The organism is Vibrio sp. JC009, assembly GCF_029016485.1.
Lineage (GTDB): Bacteria > Pseudomonadota > Gammaproteobacteria > Enterobacterales > Vibrionaceae > Vibrio.
On record NZ_CP092106.1, the window covers coordinates 2978066 to 2996014 of the forward strand.

A 17949-nucleotide genomic window follows, 5' to 3' on the forward strand; every position below is an offset into this window, starting at 1 on the left:
AATGTAACATTGCCATGGCATAAATATATGATAATGTTCCTTCCCAAATGGTCGTCAACATGAATTACAAAGGCTTAAACATGATCAGAAAGTGTCTTTTCCCTGCAGCTGGCTACGGAACCCGTTTCCTTCCTGCGACTAAATCCATGCCTAAAGAGATGATGCCTGTGGTGAACAAGCCACTTATCGAGTATGGCGTTGAAGAGGCTATCGAAGCCGGCCTTGACGGTATCGGCATTGTGACCGGACGAGGAAAGAACTCTCTGTTTGACCACTTTGATATCAACTATGAGCTGGAACACCAGATTAGCGGCACTAACAAAGAAAACCTGCTGGTTGATGTTCGCCGTATTATGAACTCTGCGCACTTCACCTATATCCGCCAGAGAGAAATGAAGGGCTTAGGTCACGCCATTCTGATGGGACGTGAGCTTGTTGGTGACGAACCTTTTGCTGTAGTACTGGCTGATGACCTTTGTGTGAACCAGGAAGGTGACGGCGTACTTGCGCAGATGGTTGCTCTGTACAAACAGTTCCGCTGCTCCATTGTTGCCGTTCAGGAAGTACCTGAAGATGAGACTGAAAAGTACGGTGTTATCTCGGGTGAAATGATTAAAGATGATATCTACCGCGTAGACGACATGGTGGAAAAGCCAGAGAAAGGCACAGCACCAAGTAACCTTGCTATTATCGGCCGCTATATCCTGACTCCGGATATCTTTGAGCTTATCGAAAACACAGAGCCTGGCAAGGGTGGCGAGATTCAGATCACTGACGCCCTGCTAAAACAGGCTAAGTCAGGCTGTGTACTGGCTTACAAATTTAAAGGTCAGCGCTTTGACTGTGGTAGCGTTGAAGGCTATATCGAAGCGACAAACTTCTGCTACGAAAATATCTACAAACAGGATAAGAAAAAGCAGGAGCTGGATAAGCACTCTACAGTGAAAGAAAAGTAATCTTCTTCAGCCTGTTACCCATAGAAAATCCCGGATAATCTCCGGGATTTTCAGTTTTGAACAACTGTTTTTTTATACAGTATTTCTTTGCTCTTTTTTCAAGCTATGCGATACTTGTCAGATTAGAAGTAAAGCAGCAGGCTCACAAAATGGAACAAATCGAAGTCAGAGGCGCTCGCACGCATAACCTCAAAAATATCAATCTGACCATTCCCCGCGATAAACTTACTGTTATTACCGGCCTGTCCGGCTCAGGTAAGTCTTCACTGGCATTCGACACACTCTACGCTGAAGGTCAGCGTCGTTATGTAGAGTCTCTGTCAGCCTACGCCAGACAGTTTTTATCCCTGATGGAAAAGCCTGATGTTGACCATATTGAAGGTCTGTCTCCGGCGATTTCCATTGAACAAAAATCCACATCGCACAACCCGAGATCGACCGTAGGTACCATTACCGAGGTTTACGATTATCTTCGTCTGCTCTACGCCCGCGTAGGTGAACCAAGATGTCCGAACCACAATGTCCCTCTTGCTGCCCAGACCATCAGCCAGATGGTCGACAAAGTGCTGGAACTGCCTGTGGGTTCAAAAATGATGCTCTTAGCTCCTATCATCAAGGAGCGTAAAGGTGAGCACGTAAAAACTCTGGAAAACCTGGCCGCTCAGGGCTTTATCCGCGCCCGGATAGACGGAGAGATCTGCGACCTGACCGATCCACCGACTCTGGAGCTGCATAAAAAGCACACCATTGAAGTAGTGGTAGACCGCTTTAAGGTACGTGAAGATCTACAGCAAAGACTGGCCGAGTCCTTTGAAACTGCCATTGAGCTTTCAGGTGGTATCGCTGCGGTATGCTGGATGGACGAAAAAGAAAACGAAGATATTATTTTCTCGGCAAACTTTGCCTGTCCGCACTGTGGCTACAGTATGCAGGAGCTGGAACCAAGACTCTTCTCCTTCAACAACCCGGCAGGTGCCTGCCCGACCTGTGACGGCTTAGGGGTGCAGCAGTATTTTGACCCTGAGCGAATCATAGTGGATGAAAACCTGAGTATCGCCGAAGGTGCCATCAAAGGCTGGGATCAGAAGAACTACTACTATTTCCAGATGCTCACCTCTCTGGCAGAGCACTATGGTTTTGATCTTTATGCTCCCTACAAGTCCCTGGCCAACAAGGCGAAAGAGATCATCTTAAAAGGATCCGGCAGAACAGAGGTTGAGTTTAAGTATATTAATGACCGGGGCGACATCAGGGTAAAGCGCCATCCTTTTGAAGGGATACTGAATACACTTGAGCGCCGCTACAGAGATACAGAATCCAACGCAGTGCGTGAAGATCTGGTGAAATATATTTCAACCAGAACCTGTGCGACCTGCGATGGCACCCGTCTGCGTACAGAAGCGAGAAACGTATTTATCGGTGAAACCGCGCTGCCGCAGATCGTTGAGATGAGCATCAGCGAAGCCATGTCTTTCTTCCAGAGCCTGGAACTGACTGGCCAGAAAGCGCAGATCGCTGAAAAAGTCATGAAAGAGATCAACGACCGGCTGCATTTCCTGGTCAATGTTGGGCTTAACTACCTTAACCTGTCGCGCAGTGCTGAAACCCTTTCCGGTGGTGAAGCGCAGCGTATCAGACTGGCAAGCCAGATTGGTGCAGGGCTGGTTGGCGTAATGTATGTTCTGGATGAGCCCTCTATCGGCCTCCACCAGCGGGATAATGAAAGACTGCTGAAAACCCTGACTCACCTGCGCGATCTGGGCAACACAGTTCTGGTGGTTGAACACGATGAAGATGCTATCCGCACCGCAGACCATGTGATCGATATCGGCCCGGGAGCCGGTGTACACGGTGGTGAAGTGGTCGCTCAGGGCACCATGGATGAGATTATTGAAAACACCAATTCACTGACAGGACAGTATCTGAGTGGTGAAAAGGCCATTATTGTACCGCAGCAGAGAACGCCAAGGGATCCGGCAAAAACCGTTGAACTCATCGGCGCAACCGGTAATAACCTGAAAAGCGTGGACCTTTCACTTCCGGTGGGGCTGTTCAGCTGTATTACCGGTGTATCCGGCTCAGGTAAATCCACACTGATCAACGATACTTTCTTTAAGATCGCCCATACCCAGCTGAATGGCGCAACCACGGCAGAAGCGGCACCGTATAAGAAGATCAAAGGGCTTGAGCACTTTGACAAGGTGATCGATATTGACCAGAGCCCGATAGGCAGAACCCCGCGTTCTAACCCGGCAACCTATACCGGGATCTTTACACCGATTCGTGAACTCTTTGCCGGTACCCAGGAGTCCAGATCCCGTGGCTACAAACCGGGAAGATTCAGCTTTAATGTCAGAGGCGGACGCTGCGAAGCCTGTCAGGGCGACGGTGTGATTAAAGTGGAAATGCACTTCCTGCCCGATGTGTATGTTCCCTGCGATTCTTGTAAAGGCAAGCGCTATAACCGCGAAACACTGGAAGTGAAATATAAAGGCAAGTCCATCGATGAAGTGCTGGAGATGACGGTTGAAGATGCCAGAGAGTTCTTCGATCCGGTTCCGGTTATCGCCAGAAAGCTGCAGACTCTGATGGATGTTGGTCTTTCCTATATTCGTCTGGGACAGGCTGCAACCACCTTGTCCGGTGGTGAAGCGCAAAGGGTAAAACTGGCCAGAGAGCTTTCCAAAAGAGATACAGGTAAAACCCTGTATATCCTTGATGAGCCGACCACAGGTCTGCACTTCCACGATATACAGCAACTGCTGACGGTACTTCACAGGCTAAGAGATCACGGAAACACGGTTGTGGTTATTGAACACAATCTGGATGTAATCAAAACGGCAGACTGGATCGTCGATCTGGGACCTGAAGGCGGTGAAGGCGGTGGTGAAATCATTGCAGAAGGCACACCGGAAGAGGTGGCTCTTGTGGATGGCTCGCACACTGCCCGCTTCCTAAAGCCTATGTTGACAGAGAAAAAAAAGGTAAAGTAGTGACTTAGCCCAGTAACAAAGGACTTTTTACCCCATGGCAATTGTTCACCTCAGTGGAACGAAACTGGCCCCTCAGGGAGTCAAAGCTCCGTTAAACCGACGCTTTATGTACGCGATGGGATTTACTTTTGTTATTGCTATGCACTTTTTTATGCCTAATCCGGGTGGTGCCGGATTAGCGATCTCCTTCAACAACACCACCTGGATTGCAATCAGCATCGCCATCGGCATCGGCCTGTATCAGACAGGCCGCAATATGTCGTTCCGCTATACCAAGCTGACGCTGGCTCTTCTGATCAGTTGTGCAATTATGACGCTTCCGGTTCTGTATACCAACGCTTCACCTGACAATAGCACCGGCCGGCTTCTCGGTTTATGGGCTGGCTGGCTTCTGTTTTTTACCTTCCAGCAATTTTCACTCAGCAACCAGCATAAGCAGAGGCTGCTCTGGTTTATTGTGGTCGCCGTAGTGATTGAAGCCCTGTTCGGTTATGTACAATATTTCTTGCTGGAAAAAGGAAACCTGCTAGGTTTCAACCCAGAACTGTCCCGCCCCTACGGGATATTCCAGCAGCCCAATGTCATGGCCAGTTTCCTGGCCACAGGACTGGTGCTATCCGGATACCTTCTTGCCCGGCAGCAGCAGAAGTACGGACAGAAATTATCAAGAACATCCCTGCTTTATCTGATGCCGCTGATCACCTCTCCACTACTGATTCTGCTGGCATCAAGAACAGGCTGGCTTGGCGCCGGCCTTGGCGTTCTGTGTATGATTCGCTACCTGTACCGCTTTTCAACCACAAAACGACTTACCGGCTGGATTGCTTCCGTTGCCGCGGGAGTCGGACTGGGCGTTATAATTGGCTTTACCTCCGGAGGTGGCGAGCAGATCACTAACAAGGTCTCTTTTGACAGCCCCCGGCAGTTCACCTTCCCGCAGACTGTGGATATGTTTATCGAGAAGCCCTTTACCGGTTACGGCTACGGGCGCTTTGAACCTGAATACATTCTGTATACTGCCAGACAACATCAGTTAAATTCCAGTTACCCTGCCGGGTACCCTTCAATGGACCATCCGCATAACGAGTTGCTTTACTGGGCGGTTGAAGGTGGTATTGTCCCTCTGCTTGGTATTTCTCTGGCGGTCATTTTTGTCCTGGCTAAACTGCTCTCGGTCAGAAAAGGAACCCGGCTAGCTATATTTGGCCTGTTCCTGCCAATACTCATTCACAGTCAGCTGGAATATCCGTTTTATCATTCAGCTATTCACTGGATTTCATTTGTCATCTTTCTGTTCTGGCTGGATCAACGGGGAGCCAGATACAAGACCTACAACTTTACCCGCTTCACCCGCTTTAATTTCCGGATAACCAGCCTGCTTCTTCCGATAATTGCAAGCAGCTTCCTGATCACCAATCTGCATACTAATTATGTTCTGACCCAGTTTGAAAAGCCGGGCTCAAGGGACCCGGATATTCTGGAGCAGGTAACCAATGCAGGGATCTGGAAGCACAGATTTGACTGGGATATCTACAGCACTTATCTGAATATAGGGCTTTACAGAAATGAACCCTCTTTGATCAAGCCGTATATTCAGTGGTCACTTGATGTTATTCAGCAGGTACCCCGCCCTGCACTTTACAGCAATCTGATCCTGGCTTATCAGGGAATCGGTGAGCATAGTAAAGCAGAACAGATCAGAGCCGAGGCAAAATTCCTGTTCCCTGAAATCGATTTTTCCAATGTGGCAATAAAAGTGCTGGTTGCTGATGATAAGATGCAGGGATTATCGGATCCAGATGACCGATAGTCGGCCGGCTTAAAGCCTGGAGATAAAAGTTGATGAATTTTTTTTCACTAAACATTCATATTTCCAATTGACTTTCATGGCTTAAAAACGTTCAATAAAAGGCAATACAGAAGAGGAGCATTACCCAGGCAGGTGTTAAGTGGAGCCACAACTCCAAAACTTACCGCTGATGGGGAGTAATGCCGAGATGAATATTCATTGTTGGTGAATGTTTGTCGGTTAGTCAGGCTGAATCCTGCTAACTGTCACCAAACAAACTTGGTGAAGGGCTTCTGAGGTACGCATCCTACCTATGCATCTCCTCTGCTCTAAATGAATCTCTCTTCAAAATAATATCGCTAGAAAAAGTAGCACGTTTTTGTATCAAAGAAGTTTTGGGAGAAATGCCGTGAGCGCATTCAATGTAGCTAAGTTCGGTGGCACAAGTGTCGCCAATTTTGAAGCCATGAGCCGCTGTGCAGCTGTTGTCGAAAGTAACCCGGCAACCAAGCTTGTCGTAAGCAGTGCCTGTTCCGGAGTCACCAACCTGCTGGTTGAACTGGCAAACGGTGTGCAGGAAGAAAACCGCCGCCAGGAGATCGTTAATCACCTGGAAAACATCCACTACAGCGTGATTGATCAGCTAAAAGAGCCGGAAGAGACCAGAGAAGCGATAGCATCCCTGCTGAAATCCGTTGCATCTGCTGGTGAAGCGGCCTCTTTCCAGGCAAGTGAAAAGCTGACTGACCATATCGTTGCCTATGGCGAACGTATGTCGACTCACATTCTGACTCAGATTATGAAAGAGCGCGGAATGAAAGCCGCCCGCTTTAATATCCGCGATGTTATGCGCACAAACAGCGCCTTTGGTAAGGCTGAGCCACAGCTTGAAACCATCTCTCAGCTTGCAAAAGAGCAGCTTGTTCCTTTGTGCCAGGCAAACGATGTGGTTATCACTCAAGGCTTTATTGGTTCCGACGAAGACGGAGCGACCACAACATTTGGCCGTGGCGGCAGTGACTACAGCGCCGCTCTGATTGCAGAAGCGGTGGAAGCAAGTGGTCTTGAAATCTGGACAGATGTTCCGGGTATCTATACCACTGACCCGCGTATCGCACCAAAAGCCTCTCCAATTCCGGAGATCAGCTTTAGCGAAGCCTCTGAAATGGCAAACTTCGGTGCAAAGATCCTGCACCCTTCTACACTGGTGCCAGCACTACGCCACAACATTCCGGTGTTTGTCGGCTCTTCAAAAGAGCCGGAAAAAGGCGGCACCTGGGTTCGTCAGGAAGCAGACAGCTCACCACTATTCCGCGCAGTGGCGCTTCGCGGCAACCAGACGATGATCACGCTTCGCAGCGCAAATATGTTCCAGGCCTACGGCTTCCTGGCTGAAGTATTCCAGATTCTGGCTAAGCACAAAATCTCTGTGGATCTGATAACCACTTCAGAAATCAGTGTCTCTCTGACTCTGGATCAGACTAATACTGCCGGCGGCGCACCTCAGCTACCGGAAGAAGCACAAAAAGAGCTGGAAGCACTGTGTACCGTGGATGTTGAGCACGGACTGTCTCTTATTGCACTTATCGGTAATAACATGAGTCAAGCACGTGGCTACGCAAAACAGGTGTTTGGTACGCTGGAAGACTTTAACCTGAAAATGATCTGCTATGGCGCAAGTGCACATAACCTTTGCTTCCTGATTGAAGAGTCAGAGGCAAGAAGAGCGGTGCAGATGCTGCATGAAGAGCTGTTTGAAGATTAATCTTTCAGTCAGAGCTTATACCAATCCCAGCAATTATCTGTTCATCCTTGCTTGTTAAAATCGCTAATAGCTGCGTTAAAATTTTTGTAATTAGATCCACTAGTTACTGCAAATTTTGCCTTGCTCTTAGCGATTTTTCCTGCGCAATCACTGAACAGCTAATTACTGGTATTGGTATTAAGCTACAAAACACCCCGGCCCGATTCGCCGGGGTGTTTTTTATGATTATGGAGATTTTGAGACAAATAAGGAGATTTTCACGTACCACTCTGGGGCGATGATACCCTTCCGCTATAAGCATTAAATTCAACTTAGCCAGGAGTGATTATCTAACTCTCAGGCCCAGTAGCGCAGGTACAAAAGTGATGAAAAAAGTAAGAGAACAAAAGTCAGTCAGTAAAAGCTGCCGGATGCTATTTCTTTTGCTGGCACAGCTGTTTTTAATTCTGCCCCCTCAGGCAAACGCTGAAGAGGCCACCGCCTATATTATCGGCGGCGATGACTCTTCCCGTGAATACCCATGGATGGTGGCACTGTACAGCGGCGACGCCTTTATCTGTGGCGGTGTCCTTATCAGCTCGGGCTGGGTTGCAACTGCGGCTCACTGTGTATTTGACTCCTTTGATACAAGCAACAGTAACGCAGTTACCGCTGTCGATACTGACACTATTACACTTCTGATTGGCGGTACCACTCACTACTCATCTCTTGCCGACGCAACCAGTGCTGGCCTTTCAAGCTACAGCATAAACAGTATCACTATTCACCCAAGCTATACCGACAGCACGGATCCTAACGGGACGGGTTATAGCTATGACTATGATATTGCCCTTCTGGAGCTGGACAGCACTTACTACCAACCCGGCCCTTCTCTGGCCACTTCAGACAGATTTAACACGCTGGAAGAAGGTGATGACATCACTGCTCTCGGTTATGGCTATACCACTGTCAGTGGCGTAGCGCCCGACACTCTGCAGGAAGCTGATCTGCCCTATATCGATGATGACAGTTGTGAGGCGTACTGGCCAGGGTCCGTCAGTGACAGAATGTTCTGTGCCGGAGAAGTCAGCAACGCAGAAAGCTCCACCATAGCAACCTGTGACGGAGACAGCGGAGGCCCTTTATATATCACTGCCGAAGGTGAGATGACTCTTGTGGGTCTGGTGAGCTGGGGCAGCAGCAGTTGCCTTAATGCCCCAGGCGGCTACACCAAGATAAGCGTACTACGCAGCTGGATAACCGGCACCATTGATGGTTTTCAGGTCGTGGAAGAGGGAACGGCCAGTTATGATACTGATGCAGGAACCTTTGAGAGCGGCCTGATCAGTGTTTATAACTACAACGACACTGACTCAGTTTCCGTAGGCAGCCTCGGCTTTGATGATGAGAGTTCAGCATCTGAGGTAATCACCTGGAGTGACAGCTGCAGCGACAGCACGGTTTATTCAACAGACGGAAGCTGCAGCATCAGCTTTGATCTTAACAGTGCAATCAGCAGTGGGGATACATTTACCGCCAGCCTGAGCGCTGAGAGTAACAGCTACAGCCTCCGCTTTTCCACAGAGGCTATCGCGGAATCCACCAGCGACACCAGCTCAAGTGATAGTGATTCGGGAGGCCCGGTAGGCCCCGCCTCTCTGTTAATACTTGCGCTGGCAGCATTCAGACGCAGAACCAGCTAAAGATCAGAGATTTGGCGCCAGCCATTTCTCTGCTTCTTCTGGCGTCCAGCCTTTGCGCTGGGCATAGTCTTCAAGCTGATCACGCTGAATCTGAGCAACCGCGAAGAACTTAGACTCAGGATGAGAGAAGTACCAGCCAGACACTGACGCTCCCGGCCACATTGCGTAGCTGGAAGTCAGCTGCATACCGATTTCCTGTTCTACCTTCAGCAGATCCCAGATAGCCTGCTTCTCTGTGTGTTCAGGGCAGGCCGGATAACCCGGTGCAGGACGAATACCCTGATAGTTTTCACGGATCAGGTCTTCATTGCTCAGGCTTTCATCCGCCGAATATCCCCAGATGTCCTTACGTACCTTCTCATGCAGGTATTCCGCAAAGGCTTCGGCCAGTCTGTCAGCCACAGCCTGAACCATAATGGCATTATAGTCATCGCCTTTGGCTTTAAACTCATCCGCAAGTTCGCGCTCACCAATGCCGCCGGTTACCGCAAAGCCGCCAATCCAGTCTTGTTTACCACTCTCTTTCGGAGCAATGTAATCCGACAGGCAGTAGTTCGCGCCTTTCGCTTTTTCGGTCTGCTGACGAAGGTGGTAAAGCACTTTAGCCACTTCGCTGCGGCTTTCATCTGTGTAAACCTCAATATCATCTCCAGCACTGTTAGCCGGGAACAGGCCACAGATACCGCTGGCTTTAAACAGCTTTTCTGCCTCAATTTTATCAAGCCAGTTGTTGGCATCACTGAACAGCTTCTTCGCTTCCTCGCCCACTTCTTCATGTTCAAGAATTGCTGGATATTTACCTGACAGAGACCAGGTCATAAAGAATGGTGTCCAGTCGATATAACTGCGAAGCGTGGCAATGTCGAAGTCTTCAAATACATGAACGCCCGGTTTTGCCGGTACTGGTGGCGTATAGGTGTCCCAGTCAGTCGCAAGCTTGTTGTCTCTTGCCTGTTGCAGTGTTACCGGCTTTGATCTTGGCGTCTTACGGTTATGTTGTTCGCGAACCTTTTCGTACTCCTGATCCAGCTTCTCAACAAAGGCAGGACGAAGCTCATCTGAAATCAGTGAAGTACAGACACCAACCGCGCGGGAAGCATTGTTCACATAAACCACAGGATGTGAGTAATTCTGCTCAATCTTAACGGCTGTGTGCGCTTTGGAAGTGGTAGCACCACCGATCATCAGAGGAATATCCATTCCCTGACGCTCCATCTCTTTCGCCACATGGACCATTTCATCCAGTGAAGGCGTAATCAGACCAGAAAGACCGATTAGATCGACATTCTCTTCTTTAGCAACTTTCAGGATCTGCTCGCAAGGAACCATCACGCCAAGATCGATAATCTCAAAGTTATTACACTGAAGTACCACGCCTACGATATTTTTACCGATATCGTGAACATCACCTTTTACGGTAGCCAGAAGGATCTTGCCGCTTGACTGCCCGGCCTGCTTCTCAGCATTAATGTATGGTTCAAGGTGAGCAACAGCCTGCTTCATCACACGCGCCGACTTCACCACCTGAGGAAGGAACATTTTACCTTCACCAAACAAATCACCAACAACGTTCATACCGTCCATTAGCGGACCCTCAATCACTTCCAAAGGTCTTGCTGCTTTCTGACGGGCTTCTTCAGTATCTTCTGTGATAAATTCAGTAATACCTTTTACCAGAGCGTGTTCAAGGCGCTTTTCTACAGGCCAGGTACGCCACTCCAGAGCAGAAGCGTCTTCCTGTTTGCCTACCGCTTTCTCAAGATATTCAGCAGCAATTTCCAGCAAGTTTTCAGTCGCATCCGCATGTCGGTTAAGCACAACATCTTCAACCGCGTTACGCAGTTTCTCCGGCACGTTGTCGTAAATTTCAAGCTGACCGGCATTTACGATGCCCATATCCATACCGTTCTTGAAACAGTGATACAGGAATACTGCGTGAATCGCTTCACGTACGTAGTTATTACCACGGAAAGAGAATGATACGTTTGATACACCACCGGAGATCATCGCATGCGGCAGATCGCGCTTGATATCCGCAACGGCATTAATAAAGTCCACTGCGTAGTTGTTGTGCTCATCAATACCCGTCGCAACAGCGAAGATATTCGGGTCAAAGATAATATCTTCCGCCGGGAAGCCAACTTCATCAACCAGAATGCGATAAGCATTGGTACAGATTTCCAGCTTTCTCTCGCGGGTATCTGCCTGACCAACTTCATCAAAGGCCATCACAATCACAGCAGCACCGTAGCGGCGGATCAGTTTCGCCTGCTGGATAAACTTCTCTTTGCCTTCTTTCAGCGAAATAGAGTTAACGATGCCCTTGCCCTGAATACATTTAAGACCGGCTTCCATCACTTCCCACTTAGAGGAGTCAACCATGATAGGAACCTTGGCAATCTCAGGCTCCGAAGCACACAGGTTCAGGAAGCGAACCATACAGGCTTCGGCATCAAGCATGCCTTCATCCATGTTGATATCGATGATCTGCGCACCGTTCTCAACCTGCTGACGAGCAACTTCCAGCGCTTCATCATACAGTTCTTCTTTAATAAGACGTTTAAAGCGTGCAGAACCGGTAACGTTGGTACGTTCACCAACGTTGATAAACAGCGACTCTTTCGCAATATTCAGTGGCTCAAGTCCGGAAAGGCGACACTCAACAGACAACTCGGGCAGCGCACGAGGCTTCTTAGTTTTTGTTACCTCGTACATAGCTCTGATATGTTCAGGCGTCGTACCACAACAGCCGCCAACCATGTTCAGGAATCCGCTGTCAGCCCATTCACCGATATGCTCTGCCATATCTTCAGGAGACAGGTCGTATTCACCAAAAGCGTTCGGCAGACCAGCATTCGGATGGGTAGAAACAAAGGTTTCTGAAATGCGGGACATCTCTTCTACGTACTGACGCAGTTCGTCCGGTCCAAGTGCACAGTTAAGGCCAAAGGAAATAGGATTTACATGGCGAAGGGCGTTGTAGAAAGCTTCTGTGGTTTGACCGGAAAGCGTACGGCCTGATGCATCGGTAATCGTACCGGAGATCATTACCGGCAGCTTAATACCCAGCTCTTCAAATACAGTATCTACCGCGAATGCACAGGCTTTTGCGTTAAGAGTGTCAAATATGGTTTCGATCAGGATCAGATCAGCGCCGCCTTTGATCAAGGCTTTGGTGGATTCAGAGTAAGCCTCTACCAGCTGATCAAAACTAATGTTTCTGAAGCCGGGATCATTTACATCCGGAGAGATCGAACAAGTACGGTTTGTCGGGCCCAATACACCTGCAACAAAACGTGGTTTTTCCGGAGTCTTCGCCGTCCACTCATCTGCAACCTGACGGGCAAGCTTTGCTGCCTCGTAGTTAATCTCTTCACTCAGGCTTTCCATTTCGTAGTCGGCCATGGCGATAGTGGTTGCATTAAAGGTGTTGGTTTCCAGAATATCCGCACCAGCCTCAAGATAAGAAGAGTGGATTTCTTTTATGATTTCAGGCTGAGTAAGAGACAGAAGGTCGTTATTCCCTTTAAGGTCGCATTGCCAGTTGGCAAAACGCTCACCACGGTAGTCCTTCTCTTCAAGCTTATAGCTCTGAATCATGGTGCCCATGCCACCATCGATGATCAGAATTCTTTGTTTAAGCTGCTCTTCTATTATTTGACGGATATTGCTTTCGGCCACAGTGCATACTTCCTAAATAAATATTTACGCTCCGGGCATCCTATCACAGAGGAAAGGAGCCCGGGTGCTGATTATTCTGCATATTCTAGTTGAATATTTTTAATGATGGATCGCTGAATTACTCATCAACGGTAAAGTTGTCTTCAGAGAAGTGTTCAAGATCGTACGGTGTCTGCTGGTATACGCAGTAGTTCAGCCAGTTAGAGAACAGCAGGTGTCCGTGGCTGCGCCAACTCGCTACCGGAGGGTTATCCGGATTATCATTTGGATAGTAGTTCACAGGAATAGCAGGATCCATCCCTTCTCCCAGATCGCGAACATACTCATTGTGCAGGGTACGAGAATCATACTCCGGATGTCCGGTTACAAAGATGTTTCGCTTATCCTTAGTTGCTGCCAGATAAACACCTGCAACATCTGAAGTAGCAAGAATGTCCAGGTCAGTATGTTCTTCAAGGTACTCTGGAGAGAAGTCTGCATAACGTGAATGCGGAGCAAGGAATGTATCGTCAAAGCCTCTTAGCAGAGAATGATGCTTATGATGAATCTGATGATGATACACACCAGACAGCTTCTCTTTACGCGTACGCTTAGGCAGATCATAAAACAGCTTCAGACCGGCCTGTGCAGCCCAGCAGACATACATAGTCGATGTAACGTGCTTGTGTGCCCAGGTCATAATTGTCTGCAAATGATCCCAGTAAACCACATCCTCAAACTGAACCAGACCCAGCGGCGCACCCGTAATAATCAGGCCGTCAAAGTTTCTGTCTTTTACAGCCTCAAACTGTCGGTAAAAAGTATCCAGGTGCTCAGTCGGTGTGTTCTTACTCGGGCGGTTATCAATTCTTAATAACTCAACATCCACCTGTAACGGACTGTTGGACAACAGACGTAAAAACTGAGTTTCAGTCTCGATCTTCTTAGGCATCAAGTTAAGAATTAAGACTTTAAGCGGACGAATTTCCTGTGTAGATGCCCGTTTTTCAGGCATAACGAAAATATTTTCGTTTCTTAGTACATCGGTCGCAGGTAATTGATCAGGAATCTTAATAGGCACAACTCTCTCCATAAGCTATCTAGACGTCTATATAGCCAATTTAGCGTATGGCGGCGGAGATGTCGAGGAAAATGTGATCGGGATTGGGAAATGGTTATGGGGCTATGGGGCTATGGGGCTATGGGGCTATGGGGCTATGGGGCTATGGGGCTATGGGGCTATGGGGCTATGGGGCTATGGGGCTATGGGGCTATGGGGCTATGGGGCTATGCAAAGTTTGAATTGGCTGCATATGGTGTCAAGCTCTTTAAGCTTTTCTCTATAGCCCTATCCCCCTCAAGGACGAAGTCCGTCCCATAGCCCATACCACAAAAACCGAAATAGGCACATAAATCCCAAACACAAAAAAACCTCAGCCTTTCGACTGAGGTTTCATATAAAGTGGCGGAGCGGACGGGACTCGAACCCGCGACCCCCGGCGTGACAGGCCGGTATTCTAACCAACTGAACTACCGCTCCACTCATCAAGCTGTCAGTCCTAAGCTGTCAGCTATCAGTTTTTGCCTTTAGATTTTTCCGAAAAATCTGAAAACAAAAAGGTGTTCAAAGCCTGGCGATGTCCTACTCTCACATGGGGAAACCCCACACTACCATCGGCGCTATTGCGTTTCACTTCTGAGTTCGGCATGGGATCAGGTGGGTCCACAATGCTATGGTCGCCAAGCAAATTCTTTTTATAAGGCCCTGGGCCCTGGGTTTATAGGCCCTGGGACAAAGTACCTTATCAATTCGGAAAGCTGTCTTTTCTTTTCCCAGTGCCTGTAGGACGAAGTCCGTTCCCAGGGCCCAGGGCCAGATTCTCAATTCACATTCAAGTTTATTCGTTCTTGCTTTGAGTCCATCAAAACCCCTTGGGTGTTGTATGGTTAAGCCTCACGGGCAATTAGTACAGGTTAGCTCAACGCCTCACAACGCTTACACACCCTGCCTATCAACGTCGTAGTCTACGACAACCCTTTAGGACAGTTAAACTGCCAGGGAGAACTCATCTCAAGGCTCGCTTCCCGCTTAGATGCTTTCAGCGGTTATCGATTCCGAACTTAGCTACCGGGCAATGCCATTGGCATGACAACCCGAACACCAGAGGTTCGTCCACTCCGGTCCTCTCGTACTAGGAGCAGCCCCTTTCAATTCTCCAACGCCCACGGCAGATAGGGACCGAACTGTCTCACGACGTTCTAAACCCAGCTCGCGTACCACTTTAAATGGCGAACAGCCATACCCTTGGGACCGACTTCAGCCCCAGGATGTGATGAGCCGACATCGAGGTGCCAAACACCGCCGTCGATATGAACTCTTGGGCGGTATCAGCCTGTTATCCCCGGAGTACCTTTTATCCGTTGAGCGATGGCCCTTCCATTCAGAACCACCGGATCACTATGACCTGCTTTCGCACCTGCTCGAATTGTCATTCTCGCAGTCAAGCGGGCTTATGCCATTGCACTAACCTCACGATGTCCAACCGTGATTAGCCCACCTTCGTGCTCCTCCGTTACTCTTTGGGAGGAGACCGCCCCAGTCAAACTACCCACCAGGCACTGTCCTCACCCCAGATAATGGGGCTAAGTTAGAACATCAAACATACAAGGGTGGTATTTCAAGGATGGCTCCACCGTATCTGGCGACACGGGTTCAAAGCCTCCCACCTATCCTACACATGTAGGCTCAATGTTCAGTGCCAAGCTGTAGTAAAGGTTCACGGGGTCTTTCCGTCTAGCCGCGGGTACACTGCATCTTCACAGCGATTTCAATTTCACTGAGTCTCGGGTGGAGACAGCGTGGCCATCATTACGCCATTCGTGCAGGTCGGAACTTACCCGACAAGGAATTTCGCTACCTTAGGACCGTTATAGTTACGGCCGCCGTTTACCGGGGCTTCGATCAAGAGCTTCGACCTAAGTCTAACCCCATCAATTAACCTTCCGGCACCGGGCAGGCGTCACACCGTATACGTCATCTTACGATTTTGCACAGTGCTGTGTTTTTAATAAACAGTTGCAGCCACCTGGTATCTGCGACTCTCAATAGCTCCATCCGCAAGGGACTTCACCGTTAAGAGCGTACCTTCTCCCGAAGTTACGGTACCATTTTGCCTAGTTCCTTCACCCGAGTTCTCTCAAGCGCCTTGGTATTCTCTACCCGACCACCTGTGTCGGTTTGGGGTACGATTCCTTACAATCTGAAGCTTAGAGGCTTTTCCTGGAAGCATGGCATCAATGACTTCACTGCCGTAGCAGCTCGACGTCGTGTCTCAGCCTTAAAGAGAGCCGGATTTACCTAACTCTCAAGCCTACGCACTTGAACCTGGACAACCGTCGCCAGGCCCACCTAGCCTTCTCCGTCCCCCCATCGCAATTGTAAGAAGTACGGGAATATTAACCCGTTTCCCATCGACTACGCTTTTCAGCCTCGCCTTAGGGGTCGACTTACCCTGCCCCGATTAACGTTGGACAGGAACCCTTGGTCTTCCGGCGTGGAGGTTTTTCACCCCCATTATCGTTACTCATGTCAGCATTCGCACTTCTGATACCTCCAGCATACCTTACGATACACCTTCAACGGCTTACAGAACGCTCCCCTACCCCGCATACAAAGTATGCAGCCGCAGCTTCGGTTTATAGCTTAGCCCCGTTACATCTTCCGCGCAGGCCGACTCGACTAGTGAGCTATTACGCTTTCTTTAAATGATGGCTGCTTCTAAGCCAACATCCTAGCTGTTTTAGCCTTCCCACATCGTTTCCCACTTAGCTATAATTTGGGACCTTAGCTGGCGGTCTGGGTTGTTTCCCTCTCCACGACGGACGTTAGCACCCGCCGTGTGTCTCCCGGATAGTACTTACTGGTATTCGGAGTTTGCAAAGGGTTGGTAAGTCGGGATGACCCCCTAGCCTTAACAGTGCTCTACCCCCAGTAGTATTCGTCCGAGGCGCTACCTAAATAGCTTTCGGGGAGAACCAGCTATCTCCAGGTTTGATTGGCCTTTCACCCCTAGCCACAAGTCATCCGCTAATTTTTCAACATTAGTCGGTTCGGTCCTCCAGTTGATGTTACTCAACCTTCAACCTGCCCATGGCTAGATCACCTGGTTTCGGGTCTATATCCAGAGACTATGCGCCCAGTTAAGACTCGGTTTCCCTACGGCTCCCCTAAATGGTTAACCTTGCCACTGAATATAAGTCGCTGACCCATTATACAAAAGGTACGCAGTCACCCCATCACTAAGCCACCTCTGCTTGATTTGGTAGGTTGAACAATGCAAAAAGACGCATTGTTAACCGCCATCAGCAAAAGTACTCGCAATGAGCACATCATCACCAAGCTTAGTGATGGGGCTCCTACTGCTTGTACGTACACGGTTTCAGGTTCTATTTCACTCCCCTCACAGGGGTTCTTTTCGCCTTTCCCTCACGGTACTGGTTCACTATCGGTCAGTCAGTAGTATTTAGCCTTGGAGGATGGTCCCCCCATATTCAGACAGGATATCACGTGTCCCGCCTTACTCGATTTCACTTAAAATGACATGTCGGTTACGGGGCTATCACCCTGTATCGCGGCACTTTCCAGAGCCTTCACCTGTATCATTAAAAGCTTAAGGGCTAGTCCAATTTCGCTCGCCGCTACTTTCGGAATCTCGGTTGATTTCTTTTCCTCGGGGTACTTAGATGTTTCAGTTCCCCCGGTTCGCCTCCTTAACCTATGTATTCAGTTAAGGATACTTACTTATGTAAGTGGGTTTCCCCATTCGGAAATCCCAGACTCAAGTGGCTTTTACTGCCTAATCTGGGCTTATCGCAAGTTAATACGTCCTTCATCGCCTCTGACTGCCAAGGCATCCACCGTGTACGCTTAGTCACTTAACCATACAACCCCAAAGGGTCTTTGTTAAACAACCAAAGTTGTCTGCAATTAACTCTTTGCTTTCACTTTGAAAAGTGAAGACAAACAGGACATGATGCAGACACGATTTTGCCGGACTCAAATATGAACAACATAAATGTTGTTCCCAAGAACACTTGAATGTGT

Annotated in this window: 7 protein-coding genes, 1 tRNA gene, 2 rRNA genes and 1 riboswitch; of the genes, 5 read left to right on the top strand and 5 right to left on the bottom strand. The window is 48.9% G+C overall.

Going from position 1 to position 17949, the window contains the following annotated elements; genetic code table 11:
• Positions 1-80: 80 nt before the first annotated feature.
• The 5 genes from galU to L3Q72_RS13275 all read left to right on the top strand — a co-directional run bounded on the left by galU (position 81) and on the right by L3Q72_RS13275 (position 9185).
• Positions 81-956 carry a UTP--glucose-1-phosphate uridylyltransferase GalU gene (galU, locus tag L3Q72_RS13255; RefSeq protein WP_275132115.1) on the top strand — a complete coding sequence of 292 codons (876 nt, stop codon included), beginning with the start codon at positions 81-83 and terminating at the stop codon, positions 954-956.
• Between the two features lie 149 nt (positions 957-1105).
• A complete protein-coding gene (uvrA, locus tag L3Q72_RS13260) occupies positions 1106-3949 on the top strand; it encodes an excinuclease ABC subunit UvrA (protein WP_275130408.1) in 2844 nt (947 codons plus the stop codon).
• A gap of 34 nt (positions 3950-3983) precedes the next feature.
• Positions 3984-5759, top strand: a complete 1776-nt coding sequence (locus tag L3Q72_RS13265) for a PglL family O-oligosaccharyltransferase (protein WP_275130409.1) — start codon at positions 3984-3986, stop codon at positions 5757-5759.
• 102 nt (positions 5760-5861) lie between these two features.
• A riboswitch (Lysine riboswitch) is annotated at positions 5862-6039 on the top strand.
• Between the two features lie 108 nt (positions 6040-6147).
• Positions 6148-7503, top strand: a complete 1356-nt coding sequence (gene lysC / locus L3Q72_RS13270; RefSeq protein WP_275130410.1) for a lysine-sensitive aspartokinase 3 — start codon at positions 6148-6150, stop codon at positions 7501-7503.
• A 365-nt stretch (positions 7504-7868) separates the two neighbouring features.
• Positions 7869-9185 carry a serine protease gene (locus L3Q72_RS13275; RefSeq protein WP_275130411.1) on the top strand — a complete coding sequence of 439 codons (1317 nt, stop codon included), beginning with the start codon at positions 7869-7871 and terminating at the stop codon, positions 9183-9185.
• 3 nt (positions 9186-9188) lie between these two features.
• On the opposite strand, the gene metH is transcribed toward L3Q72_RS13275, so the two are convergent.
• The 5 genes from metH to L3Q72_RS13300 all read right to left on the bottom strand — a co-directional run bounded on the left by metH (position 9189) and on the right by L3Q72_RS13300 (position 17786).
• Positions 9189-12866: a methionine synthase gene (gene metH / locus L3Q72_RS13280; RefSeq protein WP_275130412.1), complete on the bottom strand. Its 3678-nt coding sequence runs from the start codon at positions 12864-12866 to the stop codon at positions 9189-9191.
• Positions 12867-12984: 118 nt separating this feature from the next.
• On the bottom strand, positions 12985-13926 hold the full coding sequence (gene metA / locus L3Q72_RS13285) for a homoserine O-succinyltransferase (protein ID WP_275130413.1): 942 nt from the start codon (positions 13924-13926) through the stop codon (positions 12985-12987).
• 382 nt (positions 13927-14308) lie between these two features.
• Positions 14309-14385, bottom strand: a tRNA-Asp gene (locus L3Q72_RS13290).
• An 89-nt stretch (positions 14386-14474) separates the two neighbouring features.
• Positions 14475-14590, bottom strand: a 5S ribosomal RNA gene (gene rrf, locus L3Q72_RS13295).
• A gap of 198 nt (positions 14591-14788) precedes the next feature.
• Positions 14789-17786: ribosomal RNA gene (locus L3Q72_RS13300) — 23S ribosomal RNA — on the bottom strand.
• Positions 17787-17949 lie beyond the last annotated feature (163 nt).

What these genes read in the sequence shown, in the direction of transcription:
- galU (WP_275132115.1), top strand. Translation starts at nt 81, where the DNA reads ATGATCAGAAAGTGTCTTTTCCCTGCAGCTGGCTACGGAACCCGTTTC.
- uvrA (WP_275130408.1), top strand. Translation starts at nt 1,106, where the DNA reads ATGGAACAAATCGAAGTCAGAGGCGCTCGCACGCATAACCTCAAAAAT.
- L3Q72_RS13265 (WP_275130409.1), top strand. Translation starts at nt 3,984, where the DNA reads ATGGCAATTGTTCACCTCAGTGGAACGAAACTGGCCCCTCAGGGAGTC.
- L3Q72_RS13275 (WP_275130411.1), top strand. Translation starts at nt 7,869, where the DNA reads ATGAAAAAAGTAAGAGAACAAAAGTCAGTCAGTAAAAGCTGCCGGATG.